The organism is uncultured Brevundimonas sp. (genome assembly GCF_963977465.1).
Taxonomy (GTDB): Bacteria; Pseudomonadota; Alphaproteobacteria; order Caulobacterales; family Caulobacteraceae; genus Brevundimonas.
This window is the reverse complement of the sequence record NZ_CAXBOQ010000002.1, coordinates 391,952-407,520: the sequence shown is the minus strand read 5'-3', so window position 1 is coordinate 407,520 and position 15,569 is coordinate 391,952. Positions and strand designations below refer to the sequence as shown.

Here is a 15,569-nt window from a genome sequence, read left to right as displayed (position 1 = left end):
GTTCCGAAAAAATACAACCCCGCGTCGTGGTCTCCGGCAACGCTTCTGTTCGCTACCGGCCACCCGGCGTTGGCCGATCAGCCGGCCCCCATAGCCACAGCCACCTGATAGGTGACCAGCGACGCCAGATAGGCCAGGGCCGTCATATAGCCGACCATGATCCACATCCATTTCCAGCTGTTGGTCTCGCGCTTGACCACGCCCAGCGTCGCCACGCACTGCGGCGCGAACACGTACCAGGCCAGGAAGGACAGGCCCGTGGCCAGCGACCAATGGGCGGCCAGGACGCTCGAGAGGGCCCCGGTGTTACTCTCGGCGTCGGCGATGGCATAGACGGTGCCCAGGGCGGCCACCGCCACCTCACGCGCCGCCATGCCGGGCACGAGGGCGATGACCATTTCCCAGTTGAAGCCAATCGGGCGGAAGATCGGCTCCAGCCAGTGGCCGATGATCCCGGCGAAACTGTAGTCGATGGCCGGTCCCGTCGCGCCCTCGGGCGGATACGGGAAGGTCGACAGCACCCAGATCACCACCATCAGCGGCAGGATGATGCGCCCCGCCCGCTCCAGGAAGATCCGGGCCCGGATCCACAGGTTCATCAGCACCGACTTGAGGTCCGGCAGCTTGTACGAGGGCAGCTCCATCATGAACGGCTCGACCGCGCCGCGCCAGAAGATGCGCCGGATCACGAACGACACCAACAGAGCGCTGGTGATGCCCGCCGCATAGAGGCCGAACATCACCAGTCCCTGCAGATTGGCGAAGCCCCAGACCAGCTGCTGCGGAATGAAGGCGGCGATGATCAGGGTGTAGACCGGAATCCGCGCCGAACAGGTCATCAGCGGCGCAACCAGAATGGTCGTCAGCCGGTCGCGGCGGCTGTCGATGGTCCGGGTCGCCATGATCCCGGGAATGGCGCAGGCAAAACTGGACAACAGGGGGATGAAGGCCCGCCCGTGCAGGCCGGCCCCGCCCATGATGCGGTCCATCAGGAAGGCCGCCCGGGCCATATAGCCGAAGTCCTCCAGCATGATGATGAAGGCAAACAGGATGACGATCTGCGGCAGGAAGACCAGCACACTGCCGACCCCCGAAATGATGCCGTCGATCAGCAGACTCTGGATCAGGCCGTCCGGAACGACCGTGGCGACACCCGCCCCCAGCAGGCCGAACCCGGCCTCGATCGCGTCCATCGCCGGTGTCGCCCAGCTGAACACGGCCTGAAACATGACGAACAGCAGGGCAAACAGAATGATCAGCCCTCCGACCGGATGCAGCAGCACCGAATCGATCCGCCCCGTCAGCGTATCGGGCCGCAGCGGCGGCTTCACACAGGCCTTCATGATCCGTTCGGCCTCGCGCGCGGCGGTCCGCAGGCCGGCGGCGTCCGGAGCCTGCCAGGCACTGTCGCCGACGGGCAGACCTTCATCGATGCGGGCTTCAACGGCGGCGATCAGATCATCGATGCCGCGCTTGCGCGTCGCCACCGTGGTCACGATCGGTACGCCCAGCTCGGCTTCCAGCGCCTCGAGGTCGATACGCAGCCCCTGGCGCTGGGCGATGTCATACATGTTCAGTGCCAGCAGCATCGGCCGGCCGACCTGCTTCAACTCCAGCACCAGCCGCAGCACCAGCCGCAGATTGGTGGCGTCGGCGACGCAGACGATCACGTCCGGCGGCGTCTCGCCCGCCAATTTGCCCAGCACCGCGTCGCGGGTGACTTCCTCGTCCGGGCTGCGCGCCCGCAACGAATAGGTGCCCGGAAGGTCCAGCACCGACAGGCTTCGGCCACTGGCCGAGCGGATCAGGCCTTCCTTGCGCTCGACGGTGACCCCGGCGTAGTTGGCCACCTTCTGGTGGGCACCGGTCAGGGCGTTGAACAGCGCCGTCTTGCCGCTGTTGGGATTCCCGACCAGGGCGACCCGGGTCAGACGCGTGGCCATGTCCATCAGGCGGCGATCACACTCTCGAGACGGACACTGAGCCTGGCCGCCTCATGCCGGCGCAGGGCGACCCGCATGTCGTCGACCTTCATGGCGATCGGGTCGCGCCCGAACAGGCCCTCATGCAGCATCTCGACCCGCGCGCCCTCGACGAAGCCCAGTTCCAGCAGCCGGCGTTCCAGCTCGATCGCGTGGTCGTCGTGATGACAATGGTCGCCGACCTTGACGATAATGCCCCGGTCACCGCAGCGGGCAAAGTTCAGTTGGATGGTGTCTGTCATGAAGCTCACTGGCGGTTCAAATCCGCACCTTTGCATCTGACACTGATTATCAGGTGCGACGGTATGCCGTCCAGCATTCCATCGTCGCACCCGTTGCCGCATCCGGCGTATGCGGTATCAAAGGGCCCCGGAAACAGGAGTACGCCATGACCCGCCCCCTCATCCTGCTGTCTGTGCTGGGTCTGGGGCTCGCGAGCTGTGGCCAGCCTGGATCCGCCAACTCGGGACCGCCTGCCCCGCCGCGACCGGAACCGACCGCCGCGGAGAAGGCTGCCCTGCTTGCGGCTCTGCCGGCCCCCTACAATGCGGGAGACCTCGACAACGGACGCCGCGCCTTCGCTCGCTGCCGATCGTGCCACACGATCAACGAGGGTGGCCCCAATATGACCGGCCCCAACCTGTGGGGAATCTTCGGCCGAACCGCGGGCACCCATGCCGGCTACAACTATACGCCCGCTGTAAAGAACGCCGGCTTCGCCTGGGACGCTGACCGTCTCGACCACTGGCTGCAGAACCCGCGCACCTTCCTGCCCGGCAACAAGATGACCTTCCCCGGTCTGCAAGACGCCACTGATCGTCGCGACGTGATCGCCTGGCTCAAGGTCGAGACCGGATTCGTCCCGGCTACCCCGACTACGCCGGAGCCCTGACCGGGTCGCCCGGCGGGGGCGTGGCCTCGCTGGTCACTTCCTGCGCCTCCCACTCCTCGATCTTGCGGGCGGTGTATTCAGGTGAGCGGGTGAACCGCGCCAGCGCACCATAGATCACCGGCACCACGAACAGGGTCAGCAGGGTCGCGAACATCGCACCGGAGAAGATCACCACCCCGATGGTCTGGCGGCTCCCGGCCCCCGCCCCCTGCCACAGCACCAGCGGCAGGGCCCCGAAGGCGGTGGCGATCGAGGTCATGATGATCGGCCGCAGGCGCAGGGTCGCGGATTCGACGATGGCCTCATGGATGGTCCGCCCCTGGTCACGCAGCTGGTTGGCGAATTCCACGATCAGGATGCCGTTCTTGGCCGCCACCCCGATCAGAATGATCAGGCCGATCTGGCTGTAGATGTTCAAACTGGATCCGGCCATGACCAGACCAAACAGACCGCCCGCCGCCGCCAGCGGCACGGTCAGCATGATCACCGCCGGGGTGATCCAGCTCTCGAACTGGGCTGCCAACACCAGGAAGACCAGCAACAGGGCCAGACCGAACGCGGCCGCAACCGCGCCGCCCGCCTCCTGCTGGTCACGCGCCGCCCCGCCCCACTGAACAGTGGCCACGCCCTGTGGCTGCTCAGCGGCGACATCACCCAGGAAGGTGATCGCATCGGCGATGGTCATGCCCGGATTCAGGTCCGCGCTCAGCGTGATGGCGCGCTGACGATCCAGCCGCCGCCGGTCGGGCGTATCGCCCGACGTCCGGGTCGTGACCACCGAGGCCAGCGGCACCAGCTGGCCGCCACCCGTCGCCACATACAGGGCCTCAAGATCCCCGACCGAGCGGCGATTCTCGCGTTCGGTCTGCAGGATGACGTCATACTCCTGCCCGCCGCGGATATAGGTCGTGGCCCGCCGCGAGCCGAACATCGTCTCCAGCGTCCGCCCGATCTGCTGCGACGACACGCCGAGGGCCGCCGCCTTCTGCGGATCGACATTGACCAGCAGACGCGGCGCATTGGGCTCATAATTCAGGCGCGGTCGCGAGAAGCCCGGATTGGCCTGGGCCTGCGCCAGGACCGGCTGGATCCACTGGTACAGCTCATCATATTCAGAGCCGGTCACCACCATCTCGATGGAGTTGGAATTGCTGCTGCCGCGCTGGAAGGCCCCGGGGACGCTCGCATTGACCTGGGCATCAGTCTGGGCCCGCAATTTGCCGTTCATCTCCTGGGCGATTTCATCCGCCGAACGCGTGCGCGCGGACCAGTCCGAGAGAATCATCACGGCATTGCCGGAGTTGAAACCGCTGCCGCCAAAGCCCGGTGCCGAAATCAGATAGCTGTCAGCTTCACCGGCCTCCTTGTACTCGGCCAGGATCGGCTCCAGCCCCAGCATGATGCGGCGCGTATAGTCGAAACCTGCCCCCTCGGGCCCATTGACGCGGATCGACACCCGGCCGCGGTCCTCCGGCGGCACCAGTTCATTCGGCAGGGTCAGGAACATCGCGCCCGCGCCCAGTCCGATCAGCACGATCAGGCCGCCGACTCCGGCCACCGCAATGCGGCGACCCAGCAGGGCCTCCAGAGAATTACGATACGACCGCCTTAACCCGTCCATGGCCCGGTCGACGTTGCGCGCCAGCCAGCCGGAAGTCTTGGCCGGCTTCAGGATCTTCGAGGCCAGCATCGGCGACAGGCTCAGGGCAAGGAAGGCCGAGAAGGCTACGGCACCGGCAATGGCCGCCGCCAGCTCAACGAACAGCCGGCCAACATAGCCCGGCAGGAACAGCAGCGGCGCGAACACCGACAGCAGCACGATCGTCGTGGCCACGACAGCGAAGAACACTTGACGTGTGCCCCGTTCGGCGGCGACCAGCGGCGGCTCGCCAAGATCGAGCCGGCGCTGGATGTTCTCGGTCACCACGATGGCATCGTCGACCACCAGTCCGATCGACAGGACCAGCGCCAGCAGGGTCAGCAGGTTCAGGGAAAAGCCCAGAGGGGCCAAGATGATGAAGGTCGACAGCAGACAGATCGGGGCGACAACCGTCGGAATGAAGGCCGCCCGGATGCTGCCGAGGAAGACGAAATTGACCAGGGCGACCAACACCAGGGAGATGCCGATGGTGATCCAGACCTCGTCGATGGCGTGCGAGGTGAAGACGGAATTATCGACGCCCACCACCAGCTCCGTGCCCTCAGGCAAAGAGGTCTGAACCTGCTCCAGCAGGGTGCGGACACCGTCAGAAATCGCGAGGTCGTTGGATTGGGCCTGCCGGGTCACAGCCAGACCGATCTGATCGAGACTGTTGCCGCGGAACAGTCGCCGGTCCTCTTCGGCTCCCTCCTCGACACGCGCGATATCACCGAGCCGGGTGACATAGCCGGTCTGCGCCTGCAGGGCACCAGTCGCGCCACTGGACACGCCGGCCGTGGCGGCCGAACCACTCGTCGCCACCACAGCCGCGGACCCCCGGGTGCCGATCGGCAGCTCACGGAAGTCCTCGGCCCGGGCGTAGGTGCGCGCGACCCGGACGGTATAATTCTTTTCGCCGGTCTCCAGGGCCCCGGCCGGCAGCTCGACATTCTGGCTGTTCAGGGCGGTTTCGACGTCGGTTACCGTCAGGCCACGCGCGCTCAGCGCCGCCGCGTCCAGCCAGATTCGCATTGCATAGCGCTGCTCGCCGTAGATCTGGACCAGGGCCACGCCGGGCACCGTGGCCAGACGGTCGATCAGATAGCGGTCGGCATAGTCGGTCAGCTCAAGCCGGTTCATGGCGCTGGAACGCAGGAACAGGATTATGATGGGTTGGCTGTCCGTGTCAGCCTTGGCCACCTCCGGCGGATTGGCCTGGTCGGGTAGACGACCGACCACCCGCGATATCCGATCGCGCACATCGTTGGCGGCGCTGTCGATGTCGCGATCGAGCGAGAACTCAATACTGACGCTGGAGCGGCCGTCGCGGCTGGTCGAGTTGATCCGCTCGACGCCCTGGATACCGGCGATCTGTTGCTCGATCGGCTCGGTGATCCGGTTTTCGATCACCTCGGCTGAAGCCCCGGCATATGTGGTGCTGACCGAGACGATCGGCGGATCCACGTCGGGAAGTTCGCGGACCGGCAGGAAGAAGAAGGCGGCGATGCCGATCACGCACAGGACGATGGCCGCGACGGCCGCGAAGACCGGGCGGCGGACCGCGACGTCAGACAGCATCATCGCGTCGCGCCCTTGGCGGCGGACGCACCCGCGGCCGTCGGCGGAGACGCCTCGCCCTCCACGGTGATCGGTGCCCCGGGCTGGATGCGGTTCAGGCCGGAACCGACGATACGGTCACCGGGATTCAGGCCCGACACGATTTCGACAAAGCCGCCTTCGACCGCGCCGGTGCCGACCTCGACCCGCTGGGCGCTCAGGCCGCGCTCGCCGCGGGCGATACGGTAGACGAATGCGCCGTCGCCCTCGTATTGCACGGCCGCTTCCGGGACCGCCGCCCCCTGACGCTCGCCATGGCTGACGGCCACCCGCATCAGCATGCCGGGACGAATGCGGCCGCCCGGATTGGGGATTTCGGCCCGGACCGTCACGGCGCGCGTCTGTTCATTGACGCGGGTGTCGACGAGGGCGATGCGCCCGGAGAAGGTTTCCTGCGGCAGGGAGTCAGCGGACGCAACGATGGGCGCGCCCTGGCGCAGCATGCCGACATAGCGCTCGGGCACGGGGAAATCGATGCGGATCACGCTGGTGTCGTCCAGGGTGGTGATCACCGCTCCCGGATTGATCAGGGTTCCGGCGGTGACGCTGGTCAGGCCCAGAACTCCGGCGAAAGGCGCGCGGATGACGCGGTCGCCGCGCCGCGCCTCAGCCGCGGACAGATTGGCCTGGGCCGTTTCCAGCGCCGTCTCCGTCTGTTCGGCGGTCACGCGCGGGGCAATGCCGCGGTCGGCCAGGGCCTGGAACCGCTCATATTCGCGACGGGCCTGGGCCACCTGGGCCCGGGCCTGGATGATTCCGGCGTCCTCTTCCCGCGCCTGCAGCTCGACCAGCGGCGCGCCGGCGGCGACCCGCTGGCCGTCGGCGAACATGACCCGGGTAATCAGCTCTGTGGTCGATGAAGTGATGTTGACCGAGCGGCGACCGCGCGCCGCACCCAGCACACGGATTTCGTCGGAGAAGGTGCGTTGGCTAACAACAGTCTGGGATACGACCTGACCGCCACCACGACCGCCGCGCCCCTGGGAACCATCGCCGCCGCCATCATTGGCAAGGGCGAATTTCAGAACGACGGCAAGGACCATCAGGCCCAAAAGTACGGCCGCAGCAACGAGGAAGAAATGGCGTTTGATCACGCGGGTTATGGTTTCCTGACAGCGATTGGTGACTTAACCGCTTCCGCGATCGACGCAACTGGCGTTCCTGTAACGGATGCAGTGCCTGATTCCGTCGCCGCAATTCGTCGCGACGCCAGAAAAATTCGTCAGAAGCGCCGCCACAGCGCCAGAACCACGCCGCCGGCCGCGGGAGTCTCACGCCCGGTCACCGTCTGTCGCCAGCCCGCCTGAACGCTCCAGGGCCCCAGCCGGCGGACCAGCGAGGTCTCGACATTCAGCCAGCGCGGTCCCGAGTCGTCAGCCACACCACCGAACATTTGACCCAGAACCATCCAGTTGTCGCCCAGGTGAACGCCGACCGTCGCATCAACCCGAGCCTCGTCCGGCAAGCCATCGCGCATTCGGCGGGCGGCCTGGAGATCGACAAAGCCGCGACCGTTAGCCACGGATCGGCCGACGGAAAGCCGCGCCTCCCAGTCATGATCTCCGATACCGGGGGCCGCATAGCCGGCGTTGCGGCCTTCGCCGCCATCGGCGTAGCCGCCATACAGGCTGATCGCAGTGGTGTCGTCGCGCCACACCTGCCAGGTCAGGCCAATTTCCAGCGGTCCGCGACCATCATAGTCGACGAAAGCGTCTTCGCCTTGCTGCCAATCCCCCTTGAGCTGCAAGGTCAGCCGATCGGACAGCCCATATTCGGCGAACACACCAAAGGAACGGTCCCGGCGTTCCCCGGGCAGATCGGTCAGACGGCCCTCCGGATCAAAGCCACTGTCTGCGGCCATATCCTCGTATTTGAAAATTATCTGCCCCTGGCCTGCAGGCTGGGTCCAGGGACCTGCCCGCGCGACATCGGCCGCGAAAGCTGCGGTGAGGCAAGCCAGCCCCGCCGCAGCGGCCCTCAAATGTCGTAACCCGGAGACTTCCGGTCCAGCTGGCGCAGGGCCCCCGGCCAGGCCAGGGAAGCAACCATGCCGATCCCGCCCCCCTGTTCCCGGGTCTCTGCCTGGGCCGCATCCGGCGCGATCAGCACATGGTCTCTTCCGCCCGACAGGGCCGCCACCTGCTGGGCACAGGCGCGCTCGAGAAAGAACATCCCGACCCAGGCGGCTGCCGCCGTCGGTCCTACCGCCAGTGTGCCGTGGTTGCGCAACAGCATCAGCGTCTTGTCACCGAGATCCGCAACGATCCGCTGTCGTTCGTCATGGTTCAGCGCGACGCCCTCATAGCCGTGATAGGCGACCTGGTGCTGCAGCAGGCAGGCGTTCTGGCTGATAGGCAGCAGACCATGACTCTGGGCCGCGACACCGACGCCGGCCTCGGTGTGCAGGTGGATCACAAACCGGGCGTCCTCGCGCGCCGCGTGAATCGCCGAATGGATGGTGAAACCGGCGGGATTAATGAAATTCGTCGTCTCCTGGACGACGGTCCCCTCGAGGTCGACTTTCACCAGCGACGACGCCGTCATCTCCTCAAAATAATAGCCATAGGGATTGATCAGGAAATGATGCTCGGGTCCGGGTACACGGGCCGATATGTGGGTGAAGATCATGTCGTCCCACCCATGCAGGGCGACCAGCCGGTAAAGGGCCGCCAGGTCGACCCGGACCTGCCATTCCTCGGCTGACACCCGGGATTTAAGGGGCTGAACCGTTCCGTCCGCCATGTTCATCACTCCCGCATCGTCGCCTGCATCGATCCCGTCACGCTCGTCCCGACCGGCGCACAGGTCAAGGCCGGGAAGGTGTATCCGGCGTCAATCTTAACCAAGTCTTCACCGTCAAACGACACAGTTAACGCACTGCCTCATGCCAGCTGGGCCTGAAATCGGAGCCAGTCGTGACCGTTCTCGTCCAGCTCACCCCGTCGTCGTCACCCGAATCCGAAGCTACGTCACTGGGCGAACTTCTCGCCCTTGCGCGCAGCCGAACCGGTGACGATCGCCAGAGACTACTTCTCGCCATTACCGCCCTTTGCGACGCCAATCCGCCCGCCGAGGAAATCTCGGATGTCCTGGGCGAAGTCCTGCTCATGCTCGCGCATCAGGTCGAACGGGACGTGCGTCGGATTCTGGCCGAACGGCTGGCCAAGGCCGACTGGGCTCCCCGCGCCCTCGTCAACATGCTGGCGCTGGACGAGATCGAGATCGCGCGTCCGGTTCTGGCTTCCAGCCCGATGCTTCAGGACGACGACCTGATCGCTATCCTGGTCCAGGCCACCATTGAACATCAGATCGAAGTCGCCCGACGTCCGGCACTCAGCGGTCGGGTCGCCGACGCGATTATCGATCGCGCCGAACCCGCGACCCTGACCGCGCTGGCATCCAACCGGACAGCGGAAATCAGCCCGGACGGCGTCCGGCGGCTGGTTGAGCAATCGCGGCGGATCGCCGCCCTGCGCGCGCCCCTGACCCGGCACCCCAGGCTGACAGACGTCCTCGCCGAACAACTCTACCAGTGGGTCGGCACGGCGCTGCGTCAGGCGATCGGTGCCCGCTTCCAGATCAATGAAGACGACCTGAACGTTTCCGTGCAGCAAGCGGTGGACAAAGCCTTCCGCGACAGTGTCGTGCCGGTCGTGGTCGCGGAAAACGATGAATTCGAAGAATCAGAGCGCCGACTGATCGACAAATTACGCGCCGCCGACCAGCTTCGGCCCAGCTATCTCGTTCGGGCAGTTCGGGAAAAGCGGCTGAACCTGTTTGTCCATGGACTCGCCGCTCTCGGAGGATTTTCTGTCGCGGAGATCCGCGGAGCCCTCAATGCCGGCTCCCCGGAAGCGATCTACTATGCCTGCTCCGCTGTTGGTATCGACAGAGCCGTCTTCGTCGCCATGATCAACGAAATCCGCCTGCTCAACGACGGAGCACCGGGCACCTACGGAGCCCAGGTCTGGCTGCGTGGCTCTATTTCCGCAGCCTCCGCGGCACGGGCCTTCCGCGCCCTGGCGCACGACGGCCAGCCTGCTACCGTTTGACTTCGACGCCCCGCTCGGCTTGCGTGCACCGGTGAGCGCCCCATCCCCCCGCCCCCCACTGAAGATCGCCTTCGTCGCAAGCGAACGCCCTGAGGCCGAACAGGCACGACTGCGCCTCACGGCCCGGTACGGCTCGGTTTCTCCCGCTGCCGCCGACGTCATCGTTGCGCTCGGTGGCGACGGATTCATGCTGGAGACACTGCACGACAACCTGGAGCGGCGAACCCCGGTCTTCGGCATGAACCGCGGCTCTGTCGGCTTTCTGATGAATGATTTCGAGGAAGATCATCTTCTTGAGCGGCTCGCGGTCGCGGGCCACACCGTGATCCATCCGCTGCAGATGGATGCCTGGGATGCGGACGGCGAGGCCCACAGCGGCCTGGCAATCAATGAGGTCTCCTTGCTACGCCAGACCTGCCAGAGTGCTAAATTGCGCATCTGGATCGACGATACGGTCCGGTTGGAGGAACTGATCTGCGATGGCTGCATGGTCGCTACTGCCGCAGGATCGACAGCCTACAACCTGTCAGCGCACGGGCCGATCATTCCACTGGACGCCCGTATCCTCGCCTTGACCCCGATCAGCGCCTTCCGCCCCCGTCAGTGGCGCGGTGCCCTGCTGTCGCATGAAGCCCGCGTGCGTTTCGACGTTCTCGAACCCGTAAAGCGCCCGGTCAGCGCAACGGCTGACAGTTTCGAAGTTCGCCGCGTCACCCGCGTCGATGTTCGTGAACGGCGCGACCTCGCTCTGACCATGTTGTTCGACGCCAGCCGTTCATTCGAGGAACGGGTGCTGGCGGAGCAGTTCAATAACTGAGCAGTCACGGGTTCTTAACAGCGTCTCCTCCATGATGGCTCGTCAACCACGGGAGTTCTGACGTGAGCAATTCGGCCCAGGTAATTCGACCGCCCAATACCCTCCGCATGAAAGTCGGCGGGGGATTCGGCGGCATCGACGCCAATGCGATTGCCAAGGCCGAGGAAGCCCTCAAGGCCATGTCTTCACAATTCGGCCAGTGGCTGCAGGACGAAATCGTCAAGCTGGAACAGGCTCAGGCAGGCATTCGCGACAACGGCTACACGCCGGAAACCGCGGAAGCGCTCTATTTTCGCGCTCATGACCTCAAAGGGCTGGGCAGCACCTACCAATATCCGATCGTCACCCGTCTGGCGGCATCACTCTGCAAATTGCTGGACGATCAGCAGAAACGAATGGCGGCACCTCCGGTGCTGCTGGACGCCCATATTGATGCGATCCGCGCCGTCGTTCGCGACCAGATCCAGACGGACGAACACCCGACCGGCCGCATCCTCGCTGAAACACTGGAATCCCGGGTCACCGCCCACCTGGCTTGAATAACCGGCTGATTTCTTGTCAGACGCCCGCCAGATCCGGCGGGCGTTCTGCGTTTGGCTTGTGATCTAGGCCGCAGACCGGGCCGCAACGGATACCGGTGCGTGATCCAGCCGTTCCATCAGATAGGCCAGATCATCGCGCGGGGCGTTGGGCCTCTGGGTCAGGAACCGCTCCAGCATCTTCTGCCGGAACTCATCACCCGAGGTGTCGATGCCCTCAGCCTGGAGTGCGCGCCAGGTATCAACGCCGGCGCGGATCGCATGGAACAGTCGAGGCGGCAGGCCCGCACGATCATAGATCGCCTTCAGACCGAGCGGTCCGGCGTCGTGCACCATCAGCCAGGTCCGGTGATGCGGAGTCTGAGCCAGTTCAGCCAGTCCGTGTTCGAACAGCGCCATCTGGCCCCGTGCCAAGGCGCGCAGCATCAATGACGGGCTCAGAACCTTGCGAGCGTTCAACTGAGCGACAAAGGCCGGGAGGTCGGCGTAGGACGCCGCCTCATCGACCAGATCGACCGTGGCCCGCTCGCGGGCAAACCGCGCCAGCCGGATCGCTGTCTCGGGGGCGACGGCGTGGCGGGTAACCAGATGCTCACGCACCGCCTCGCTGGCCAGTTCGACCAATCGTTCGGTCACGGACAGCGGTAGCACCTGACGGTAGGCGAGCGCTGCGACCACCTCGGCCGAGTCGCCGAACCGGTCGACCGCCACACCCATGGCCGTTTCCGACAGATCGGCATTGTCATTGGAGGCCAGGGTCCGGACCGCAGCCTCACAGCCGTCAGAGGCGAGCACCGAGGCCAGGTCACGAGAGACTTTCGGACGGGCGGCGATCGCAACCTGGCGCACGGCGGAACCGGCGCGGACAATCTCGATCAGGTCATCGTCAGTAAATACGGGCGAAAAGCCGATAATCGGCAGAGCCACGCTGTCGACATCAGAGGCCAGACGGCGTGCCACGTCATGCGGAATGAGGTCAGAGGCCTTCAGCGTCACAGCCATCGCCCGACGCACCATCTCGGCGGCATCCGTCGCCATAACTCTCAGGATCTTCTGGGCCGCTTCGCGATCCTCGGCCGTCAACGGAGCCCGCTCCATGCTCCGGCACAGCTTGTGCGCCGCGGCCGCTCGATCATCCGCATCAGTCGCCTTGATGAGACGACGGATATCGAACTCTGTCAGGCTCGCACGTAAGGCGGTCATTGGGGACGCTCGGGGTTTCAAACGCTGCGGAGAATCGGAGTCTAGCTGAAGATGCAGGGTGAACCCGGATCGTTAACGCCCGGTTTACCAACGGCTGTGGATCAGCTCGTTTCGCGCGCCGGCTCCGGCCCGAAGGCCCCACCGAAACCGCCGGCCTTGCCGTCACCGTTCTGCCCCAGAAGCAGGGCCAACAACCCCTGATCCTGCTTCAGTCGATCCAGTCGTGCCGCCAGCAAGCGGTCGCGTTCGCCCAGATCGGGTGCCCCCTTGGTACCGACGCTCGCCGCCGGTGCGCCGTCGCCGGCCGAACGATTCAGATTGGCATGCACCTCGGCCACGGTCGCCGAACGCCCGTCTCGATAGAAGATCGACCGATTGGCCGACGCCGCCTGCGGAAACAGGGCGGCGGCACTGGTCCCGGGACGGGTCACCATGGCCTCCATCAACTTGGCCGCGCCGTTGGGGCCAAGGAAATGGGCGGCGTAAAGGTCACCGGCCCCCGGCTCGCGGCCCGTCCGCCCGCGCAGATAGGCGGCGTTCGAGGCCGTCAGTTCCGCGGCCATGGCCGAGGCGGCCTGGGGATCGAACCGGAGGTCCAGCACCACATTGCGCGCAGAGCCCTCGACCCGCCATCTGCCGTCGCCGCCGCGATGGATCAGATCCGCATACTGGCCGTAGCCGTGCTCGGCCCCGTACTGTTTGACGGTGGCCAGCCACGTCTGCTCGATAAACTGGAACAGGCCCGCAGCCGACGAGGTCGGAGCCCGGGCCGAAGGATTCATCGCGCTTTCCCGCCGCGCGGTCTTCATCAGGAAGTCGAAATCCACGCCGGTGGCGCTGGATGCGCGCCGAATGGCCGCCTCCACGCCGCCCGATGATGGAATCGCTCCGATGGTCATAGTGCCGGACGCTGCGCGATCGTGGTTAACGAAACCCTAACGGGGTTCGCCCAAAACTTGCCTCAAGGGAAGCGCTCAACTGTGAGTCGGGACGCTGTGGGGACGGCTAACGACAGGGAGTGACGACCATGATGACCAGAACCGCCGGTACCCCCGGACTGGTGAGCCCCCTCGAATTCGGCGACCGCCGCAACCCCCTTACCCCCGCAAGCTGGGCAGCGATCGGCGTCGTCGCGCTGGCCCACGTCGGTGTCGGGGCGGCGCTCTACTATCAACGGTTCGAACTGCCGCCAGCCAGCGTGACGCCTACGGATACGCCGCCGATCGAAGTCATTATGTTCAAGCCCCGGACCCCCGATCCGGTGGTCACACCAGAGCCGCCGGCCCCCAACGCCCCGCTCCACCCGACCAGCCCCGCAACCAGCCCGACCGACACGATAGCCGCCGCGGCCTCGGACAAGCCGGCGGTGGACTTCAACAACGTCATCAACCTCGGCCGTTCAGTACCGGAATCCTCGCCGATCGGGACGGGCACCGTTCCGACTGTGGCCCCAACGCCGCCGTCGGTCATCAGCCATCCCCACTGGATCCGTCAGCCCAGCGGAGAGCAGTTGATGCGGGCCTATCCGCAGCGTGCCCTCAGGGCCGAGGTGGCCGGGACTGCCTCCCTGACCTGCGTGGTCCAGACCAGCGGCGCGGTCAGCGGCTGCGTCGTCACCGCCGAAACGCCCGGCGGCTACGGCTTCGGACGGGCGGCCCAGGCACTGTCGCGGGAGTTCCGTATCAGTCCGCGCACGGTGGACGGCCAGGCGGTGGACGGAGCACGGGTCAATATCAACCTGCGCTTCACCCTGCCCGACAGCTAGGCAAGACGTCGCGGATCGAGGGCCAGGGCGAACGGCTCGGCCGCCCGGCCCTCGAGACCGTCGACCACGGTGCGCGCTACCAGCGGGCCCAACAGCCAGCCGTTGCGGCGCGGGGCCAGGGCCAGATGCAGGCCGACCGGTCCGGCGGCACCCACCATGGGCAGGCCATCCCGGGTCGCGCCGCGCACCCCGACCCGCCAGGTAACCGCCGGGCTCTCCTTTACGCCGATCTGGGCCAGACAGGCGCGCACCATGGCGCTACCCCGCTCAAGGTCTGGCTGCAGATCGGTGCGGTCAGGCTCCATACTCGCGCCGATCACCGAGCCGCCGGGACCCGGCGCGATATAGCCGGCCGGCCCCCGCACGGTGCGCTCGACCAAATGCCGGGCGGTGACGGCGATCTGGCCTCGGATCGGTTGCAGCTGGGCAACCAGACGGGCGACGGGTTCCGGCAAGTCCAGCCCGTTCACCGCACCCGTGGCCAGCACCACCGACCTTGCGGCCAGCCCGGAGCCATCCTCCAGCCTCGCCGTCCAGCGGGTACCGTCGGTCGTGAGGCTGCTGACCCGACCGGGCATCACCGTCAGTCCCGGCAGTGATCGCAGACGGGTCAGGGCCGCGGCTGGCTCTGTTCGCCAATCGGCCGGGGTCACAACGGCGTCGCCCGTACGTTCGGCGGGAAAGCCCAGCCAGCGCAGTTGGGACGCGACGACCTCCAGATCCGGCCCGCGCCATTCGGCGCCTTCGCGGTGCAGCGGCAGGTCGAAGGCGGTGGCGAAGTCGCTCCACTGGGCGCGGGCGGCGCGGAACAGGTCGCTGCGATCGAGCTGGCCGTCCGATCCGCGCCAGTCGGCCAAGGCTTCAAAGGCGGGCGCAATCATACCGGCGGCCACGGCCGAGGCGTTGACGGTGCCGGGATCGACCACGGTCACTTCATGGCCGCGCCGAAGCAGTTCCGCGGCCGTGGACAGGCCCAGAACGCCGGCACCGATGACCAGGACTTCAGTTGAGGAGGACACCGGCTGTCCTTCGACTGCCCGCGCCCTGATTTCAAGCCGTGCTG

General features: G+C 66.1%; 14 protein-coding genes. 5 read left to right on the top strand and 9 right to left on the bottom strand.

Features of this window, described 5'->3' with window-relative positions:
• Positions 1-77 precede the first annotated feature (77 nt).
• Positions 78-1,949: a ferrous iron transporter B gene (locus AAC067_RS05990; RefSeq protein WP_339930527.1), complete on the bottom strand. Its 1,872-nt coding sequence runs from the start codon at positions 1,947-1,949 to the stop codon at positions 78-80.
• Complete coding sequence (locus AAC067_RS05985; protein ID WP_339930525.1) at positions 1,949-2,224, bottom strand: FeoA family protein; 276 nt, start codon at positions 2,222-2,224, stop codon at positions 1,949-1,951. Before AAC067_RS05985 ends, AAC067_RS05990 begins: the two co-directional genes overlap by 1 nt.
• 146 nt (positions 2,225-2,370) lie before the next feature.
• On the opposite strand from AAC067_RS05985, the gene AAC067_RS05980 reads away from it, so the two are divergent.
• Positions 2,371-2,874: a cytochrome c family protein gene (locus tag AAC067_RS05980; RefSeq protein WP_339930523.1), complete on the top strand. Its 504-nt coding sequence runs from the start codon at positions 2,371-2,373 to the stop codon at positions 2,872-2,874.
• Here the strand turns inward: AAC067_RS05980 and AAC067_RS05975 are convergent.
• The 4 genes from AAC067_RS05975 to AAC067_RS05960 all read right to left on the bottom strand — a co-directional run bounded on the left by AAC067_RS05975 (position 2,858) and on the right by AAC067_RS05960 (position 8,872).
• Positions 2,858-6,091, bottom strand: coding sequence for an efflux RND transporter permease subunit (locus AAC067_RS05975; protein WP_339930903.1), 3,234 nt, complete (start codon positions 6,089-6,091; stop codon positions 2,858-2,860). The two genes, AAC067_RS05980 and AAC067_RS05975, sit on opposite strands and share 17 nt — an antisense overlap.
• Complete coding sequence (locus tag AAC067_RS05970; protein WP_339930521.1) at positions 6,091-7,224, bottom strand: efflux RND transporter periplasmic adaptor subunit; 1,134 nt, start codon at positions 7,222-7,224, stop codon at positions 6,091-6,093. Before AAC067_RS05970 ends, AAC067_RS05975 begins: the two co-directional genes overlap by 1 nt.
• Before the next feature lie 128 nt (positions 7,225-7,352).
• On the bottom strand, positions 7,353-7,991 hold the full coding sequence (locus tag AAC067_RS05965; protein WP_339930519.1) for a hypothetical protein: 639 nt from the start codon (positions 7,989-7,991) through the stop codon (positions 7,353-7,355).
• A 116-nt stretch (positions 7,992-8,107) separates the two neighbouring features.
• Positions 8,108-8,872 (bottom strand): class II aldolase/adducin family protein, encoded by a 765-nt coding sequence (locus AAC067_RS05960; protein WP_339930517.1) that lies wholly within the window; start codon positions 8,870-8,872, stop codon positions 8,108-8,110.
• Between the two features lie 173 nt (positions 8,873-9,045).
• Here AAC067_RS05960 and AAC067_RS05955 point away from each other — a divergent pair, with 173 nt between their 5' ends.
• From AAC067_RS05955 to AAC067_RS05945, 3 genes are all read left to right on the top strand, one after another.
• The gene (locus tag AAC067_RS05955) at positions 9,046-10,182 is read left to right on the top strand and encodes a DUF2336 domain-containing protein (RefSeq protein ID WP_339930515.1); all 1,137 of its coding nucleotides are present in this window, start codon (positions 9,046-9,048) and stop codon (positions 10,180-10,182) included.
• A gap of 31 nt (positions 10,183-10,213) precedes the next feature.
• Positions 10,214-10,999 carry an NAD kinase gene (locus AAC067_RS05950; protein ID WP_339930513.1) on the top strand — a complete coding sequence of 262 codons (786 nt, stop codon included), beginning with the start codon at positions 10,214-10,216 and terminating at the stop codon, positions 10,997-10,999.
• A gap of 62 nt (positions 11,000-11,061) precedes the next feature.
• Positions 11,062-11,538 carry an Hpt domain-containing protein gene (locus AAC067_RS05945; protein ID WP_339930511.1) on the top strand — a complete coding sequence of 159 codons (477 nt, stop codon included), beginning with the start codon at positions 11,062-11,064 and terminating at the stop codon, positions 11,536-11,538.
• 66 nt (positions 11,539-11,604) lie between these two features.
• Here the strand turns inward: AAC067_RS05945 and AAC067_RS05940 are convergent, their stop codons facing one another.
• Both AAC067_RS05940 and AAC067_RS05935 read right to left on the bottom strand, forming a co-directional pair.
• Entirely contained in the window at positions 11,605-12,741 is a 1,137-nt protein-coding gene (locus AAC067_RS05940) for a DUF2336 domain-containing protein (RefSeq protein WP_339930509.1), read from the bottom strand.
• Positions 12,742-12,842: 101 nt separating this feature from the next.
• A complete protein-coding gene (locus AAC067_RS05935; RefSeq protein WP_339930507.1) occupies positions 12,843-13,640 on the bottom strand; it encodes a transglycosylase SLT domain-containing protein in 798 nt (265 codons plus the stop codon).
• A gap of 128 nt (positions 13,641-13,768) precedes the next feature.
• Here AAC067_RS05935 and AAC067_RS05930 point away from each other — a divergent pair, with 128 nt between their 5' ends.
• Positions 13,769-14,506, top strand: a complete 738-nt coding sequence (locus tag AAC067_RS05930) for a TonB family protein (protein WP_339930505.1) — start codon at positions 13,769-13,771, stop codon at positions 14,504-14,506.
• Here the strand turns inward: AAC067_RS05930 and AAC067_RS05925 are convergent.
• Positions 14,503-15,525: an FAD-dependent oxidoreductase gene (locus tag AAC067_RS05925; RefSeq protein WP_339930503.1), complete on the bottom strand. Its 1,023-nt coding sequence runs from the start codon at positions 15,523-15,525 to the stop codon at positions 14,503-14,505. The two genes, AAC067_RS05930 and AAC067_RS05925, sit on opposite strands and share 4 nt — an antisense overlap.
• Positions 15,526-15,569 lie beyond the last annotated feature (44 nt).

What these genes read in the sequence shown, in the direction of transcription:
- AAC067_RS05980 (WP_339930523.1), top strand. Translation starts at nt 2,371, where the DNA reads ATGACCCGCCCCCTCATCCTGCTGTCTGTGCTGGGTCTGGGGCTCGCG.
- AAC067_RS05965 (WP_339930519.1), bottom strand. Translation starts at nt 7,991, where the DNA reads ATGGCCGCAGACAGTGGCTTTGATCCGGAGGGCCGTCTGACCGATCTG.
- AAC067_RS05930 (WP_339930505.1), top strand. Translation starts at nt 13,769, where the DNA reads ATGATGACCAGAACCGCCGGTACCCCCGGACTGGTGAGCCCCCTCGAA.
- AAC067_RS05960 (WP_339930517.1), bottom strand. Translation starts at nt 8,872, where the DNA reads ATGGCGGACGGAACGGTTCAGCCCCTTAAATCCCGGGTGTCAGCCGAG.
- AAC067_RS05990 (WP_339930527.1), bottom strand. Translation starts at nt 1,949, where the DNA reads ATGGACATGGCCACGCGTCTGACCCGGGTCGCCCTGGTCGGGAATCCC.
- AAC067_RS05940 (WP_339930509.1), bottom strand. Translation starts at nt 12,741, where the DNA reads ATGACCGCCTTACGTGCGAGCCTGACAGAGTTCGATATCCGTCGTCTC.
- AAC067_RS05985 (WP_339930525.1), bottom strand. Translation starts at nt 2,224, where the DNA reads ATGACAGACACCATCCAACTGAACTTTGCCCGCTGCGGTGACCGGGGC.
- AAC067_RS05975 (WP_339930903.1), bottom strand. Translation starts at nt 6,091, where the DNA reads ATGCTGTCTGACGTCGCGGTCCGCCGCCCGGTCTTCGCGGCCGTCGCG.
- AAC067_RS05935 (WP_339930507.1), bottom strand. Translation starts at nt 13,640, where the DNA reads ATGACCATCGGAGCGATTCCATCATCGGGCGGCGTGGAGGCGGCCATT.